2 protein-coding genes are annotated in these 5,590 nt (G+C 33.1%); both read left to right on the top strand.

Annotation, left to right across the window (positions count from 1 at the left end; translation table 11 throughout):
• Positions 1–646 (top strand): phosphopantetheine-binding protein (locus Q4Q40_RS23935; protein ID WP_303304583.1); only part of this gene is annotated, 646 nt, incomplete at its 5' end.
• A 9-nt stretch (positions 647–655) separates the two neighbouring features.
• Positions 656–5,590 (top strand): non-ribosomal peptide synthetase (locus Q4Q40_RS23930; protein ID WP_303304582.1); only part of this gene is annotated, 4,935 nt, incomplete at its 3' end.

Here is a 5,590-nt window from a genome sequence, read left to right as displayed (position 1 = left end):
GTTATCAGATGGTACCTTAGAGTTTATCGGTAGGGTAGATGATCAGGTAAAGATTAGAGGCTACCGTATCGAGTTGGGAGAGATCGAGAGTGTATTATCTCAAGACTCACAGATAAAGAGTTGTTGTGTTTTAGCTAGAGAAGATGTAGATGGCAACAAACGTTTGGTCGGTTATGTTGTTGTAGAAGGGGATTTCGATAAGAAATGTATTCAAGAACAATTAGGAGAAAAGTTACCAGATTATATGGTTCCTCAACTATGGGTTTCATTAGAAGAATTACCCCTGACCCGTAATGGTAAGATCGATAAGAAAGCCTTACCAGAACCCGATAATTCTGAATTATCAACCCAAGAGTATGTAGCTCCAAGTAGTGATATAGAGGTGCAATTGGTAAGTATCTGGCAGGAATTATTAGGTATCGATAAGATTGGTATTTATGATGATTTCTTTGATTTGGGCGGACATAGTTTATTGGCGACTTGTTTGGTCTCTATGCTCCGTAAAGAGTTAAGTATAGAGGTTGCTATTCGGGATGTTTTTGTACATACCACAATAGCTGCTTTAGGAGTTTATCTAGAGTTTATTAGATTGAGTTTTGATCAAAGTGATACAGAAGAGAATTATAATATAACTATTGAAATATAGATTTTAGCGATGAGCAGAGAAATTTTAGATATTTTAAAAGAAGTAAATATAAAAGGAGTAAAAATAAGTGTAAATAAAGGGGCTTTAAGCATAAAATCTACTACTCCTATTGATGCTCCTTTACTTCAAAATATTAAAGATAATAAAGGACTTATTATTCAATATATAGAGAAACATCAAAGAAGGGATAAGACAACTATTTTTAAAAAGATCACCCCTTATGATAGGGCCGTTATTGGAAAAATTCCGTTATCTTTTAATCAAGAAAGTTTATGGTTTTTAGATCAATTACAAGGTAGTGTAGAGTACCATATGCCAGTTGTATTGCGATTAAAGGGGATTCTAGATATTACTTTCTTAGAAGCATCATTTCGTAAAATTATTGATCGCCATGAAGTGTTACGGACAATTATTCGTTCTGAGGATGGAGTGGGATATCAAGAAGTAATTCTACCCGAGGATTGGGTTTTGGAAAACGTCAGATTAGACTCTGGAGAAAATATAGAAGAAGTAATATCTTCTTTTTCAAAGATCCCTTTTGATTTATCTAGCGATTATATGTTGAGAGCTTGTTTGTATGATTTAGGAAATCAGGAATATATATTAGGTTGTATTTTTCATCATATTGCTAGTGATGGTTGGTCAGATGGCCTTTTGGTAAGTGAGATTACAGAGCTATATAGTGCTTTAACATCTGGTCGGTCACCAGAATTACCAGAATTATCGTTACAATATGCGGATTATGCGATTTGGCAACGGGAGTACGTGGATGGAAAAATTTTAGAAGATTTACTATCGTATTGGGAGGATACATTAAACGGTGTTTCTACGATATCGTTACCTACGGATTATAGTCGTCCACCAGTTCAGAGCCACCAAGGGTCTAGTGTTTCTATAAGTTTGCCTCCAGAATTAAGTAGCTCGCTAATAGCGTTATGCCAGAAAGAAGGGGTTACCTTGTTTATGGTATTGTTAGCTGCTTTTAAGGTATTGTTATCACGGTATAGTGGTCAGGATGATATTTGTATAGGTACACCTATCGCCAATCGAACACAATCAGAATTAGAAAGGATGATTGGCTTTTTTGTAAATACCTTGGCATTACGAAGTGATTTAAGTGGTAACCCGAGTTTTAGAGAGGTATTAAGACGGATAAAAGAAACAACATTATCTGGTTATGATCATCAATTGGCGCCTTTTGAAAAGGTTGTAAATCGTGTCGTGAAAACTCGAGATATGAGTATGAGTCCATTGTTTCAGATGTTATTTGTATTACAAAACACTCCAGAAGAAGGAACAATAGAATTAGGGGAATTATCTCTTTCTTCTTATGATTATGAAGAAAATATGTCTCAATATGATTTGATTTTAAATGCTGAAGAAAGTGATTCTAGTATGGTATTCAGTATGGGGTATTGTAGTGCTTTGTTTGATGAAGTTACCATACATAGAATGTTAGCTCACTATCAAGAGTTGTTAGGTAGCATTGTTGATAATAGTGCAGAAAAGATTGGTTCTTTATCTATGTTGACACAGGAAGAGAGAGATGAATTGTTAGGTGTTTTTAATACTACTCAGGTAAAATATCCAATAGATAAAACAATAATTGATTTTTTTGAAGAAGAGGTACAGAATAATCCTGATCATGTAGCTATAGTATATAAAAGCGAAGAACTTACATATGCAGCTTTGGATAGGCGTTCTAACCAATTGGCACGTTATTTAATAAAAGAAGGAATTAAGGATGAAGACTTAGTAGGTATTTGTATCGATCGTTCTTTGGAGATGATTATTGGAATTTTAGGAATACTGAAGTCAGGAGGAGTGTATGTTCCCATGGATCCTGATTATCCATCTGATCGAATTAATTATATGATTGATGATGCCAATATCAACTTAGTATTAAGTAGTGTTGCTAGTGAAAAGGCTTTAGTGAATTCACAAGATTTAGAGATTCTTTTACTAGATAAAGATTGGAATCGTATTGGCAAAGAATCTTCAGAAAGATTAGATAAGGAACTAAATCCTGGTCAGTTAGCATATGTTATCTATACATCTGGAAGTACAGGAAAACCTAAAGGTGTCTTGATTACCCATAGTAATGTAGTCCGTTTGTTCAAACATGAGTCCCCTTTATATGATTTTAATTCTAGCGATGTTTGGATACTATTTCATTCCTTTTGTTTTGATTTTTCTGTTTGGGAAATGTATGGCGCATTGTTTTATGGTGGTCGTTTGGTTATTGTTCCCAAAACGCTAACAAAAGATGCTGTTTCTTTTACAGAATTATTGATTAAAGAAGGGGTAACGGTTTTAAATCAAACTCCTAGTGCTTTCTATGCGCTTCAAGAAGAATTATTTTCTCAAAGTTTACCGAATTCACTTCGATATGTGATTTTTGGAGGAGAGGCATTGAATCCGAGCTATTTAAAACGTTGGAGCGAGTGCTATCCAGATTGTAAATTGATTAATATGTATGGTATAACGGAGACTACTGTACACGTTACTTATAAAGAAATTACAAAATTAGATGTTCTTACTTCAATAAGTACTATTGGTTCCGCTATACCTACCTTGAGCTGTTATATATTAGATGAATATTTAAATTTAATGCCGATAGGAGTTGTAGGAGAACTTTGTGTAGGAGGCGCAGGAGTAGCACGCGGATATTTAAATAGAGAAGCGCTAACATCAGAGAAATTTATAAAGAATCCATTTAGTGCCGATGCGAATGATAGGCTTTATAGATCTGGAGATTTAGGGAGATGGTTGCCTGACGGAAGTATTGAGTATATAGGAAGAAAGGATGCTCAGGTTAAAATACGAGGGTATCGTATTGAATTAGGAGAAATAGAGAGTGCTTTATCATCATTAGAATTGATTCGTCAATGTTGTGTTTTAGCCAAAGAAGATACTATTGGGAATAAGCGTTTAATCGCTTATGTTATTGTAGATGGAGGTTTAGAAAAGAAAGCTATTCAAGAACAATTAGGAGAAAAGCTACCAGATTATATGGTTCCTCAAATATGGATAGCCTTGAGCGAGATGCCTATAACCAGTAATGGCAAGATCGATAAGAAGCGTTTACCAGAACCCGATAGTTCTCAATTATCAACACAAGAATATGTAGAGCCAACAAATGAGAGAGAAGCGAAATTGGTAAGTATCTGGCAAGAGTTGTTAGGTATTGAAAAGATAGGTGTCCATGATGATTTCTTTGAGTTGGGAGGAGATTCTATTATTTCAATCCGATTAATTTCAAAAATTAATGAAACCTTTAATAGACAGATTAAATTACAAGCTCTTTTTAAATATAGTACGATTCAACATTTTTCTAATTCAGTTTTAGAAAACAATATGGGGGATTATAAATATGAGGCTCTTTATGAAATGGTAGAATCAGAGATATCTATGTTAGCTTCGTCTGTACTAAACTCTATAGGGCATCCAGATTTGGTGGAAGATGTTTATCCAATGAGCGATATTCAGCAAGGTATGATCATGGAATCTCTATCAAGTCCCGATTTAGGGGTGTTTCATGACCAGATGTTATTTCCTCTTAAAGATTGTTCTTTTGACAGAGATACATTTAGTAATTCTATTAATTTACTTTTAGAAAAACATTCTATATTCCGAACGTATTTTAATTTTTCAGATCATGATAAACCTGTTCAGCTTGTATACAAGGATGTCTTAAGTAATAATGTAATATATACAGATATAAGCTCGTTAGATAGGCAAAAACAAGAAAAAAGAGTCGAAGAGTTCTTGATTTCAGAGCGAGAAAACCCATTTGAATTTAAAGAGAAACCTTTATACCGATTTCATGTTTTTAATTTAAATACAGATAATGTATTATTTGTATTTCAGTTTCATCATTCCATTATGGATGGTTGGAGTGTAGCTTCATTTATTACGGAACTTTATAAGTTATATTTTGAACTTAAAAAAGACACTAGTTATCTTCCTTCTACGATTGTTTCTTCTCAACGCGATTTTGTTATTTCAGAATTAATTGCTAAACAAGATGTTGATAATTCCTCTTTTTGGAAAACAGAATTATTAGAGTATAAGTTTTTGGATGTTTTTTTAAAGGAAACAGAAAAAACAGAGTATTATACTAAAAAATATGATGCGTCTTTTTTAAACGATTTAAAGTCTCTATGTAGTACTCATAAAATGCCCCTTAAGACTGTTCTATTTGGAGCATACTTGTATGCGTTACAGATGTTAACGTATGAATCGGAGTTGACGGTTGGTTTGGTAAGTAATACACGTCCTTTAATTAATGATGGGGACAAGATTTTAGGATGTTTTATAAATACTTTACCAGTACGCTATAATTTTAGAGAAGGCGAAAGTTGGTTATCTTATTTTAAGAATGTCAATGAGAAATTGGAAGAAATAAGCCTAAATGGAGGTATGACATTTTTTGAGATTAAACGTTTAGCAGGTATACATAAAGATGATTCTGTTTTTGATACATTGTTTAATTATATTGATTTTCATGTCTATGATGAAATTTTTCAAGAAGATTCCTCAGTAGATAGTCTATTAAGTGAAGATGATTTTAAAGAAAATTTAGATGTACCTTCTTTTGAACGTACAAGTACAAGTTTAAATTTAACTATAGACTTAACTGGTGGAACTGAATTGGAGTTTGAATATGCATTACACAAGGACTTTAAATCAGAAATATCATTAGAACGTTTTCACGATTTTGTTTATAATGCACTATGTCGTTTTTCTAATGGACTTAGTACCTCAATGAATAATGATTATATTCTCACAGATATAGAGCGACAAAAGCTATTACAAGAATTTAATAATATAAAGGTTGCATATCCTAGCGACAAGAGTATTGTAGATTTGTTTGTAGCTCAGGTTAAGAATAGTCCAGATAATATAGCTATTGTTTTTGATAAGAAGGTGTTAAGTTATATA

The organism is Flavivirga jejuensis (assembly GCF_030540765.1).
GTDB classification, from domain to species: Bacteria; Bacteroidota; Bacteroidia; order Flavobacteriales; family Flavobacteriaceae; genus Flavivirga; species Flavivirga jejuensis.
Note: the sequence above shows the minus strand (reverse complement) of the source record. Positions and strands in the feature narration are given on the sequence as shown.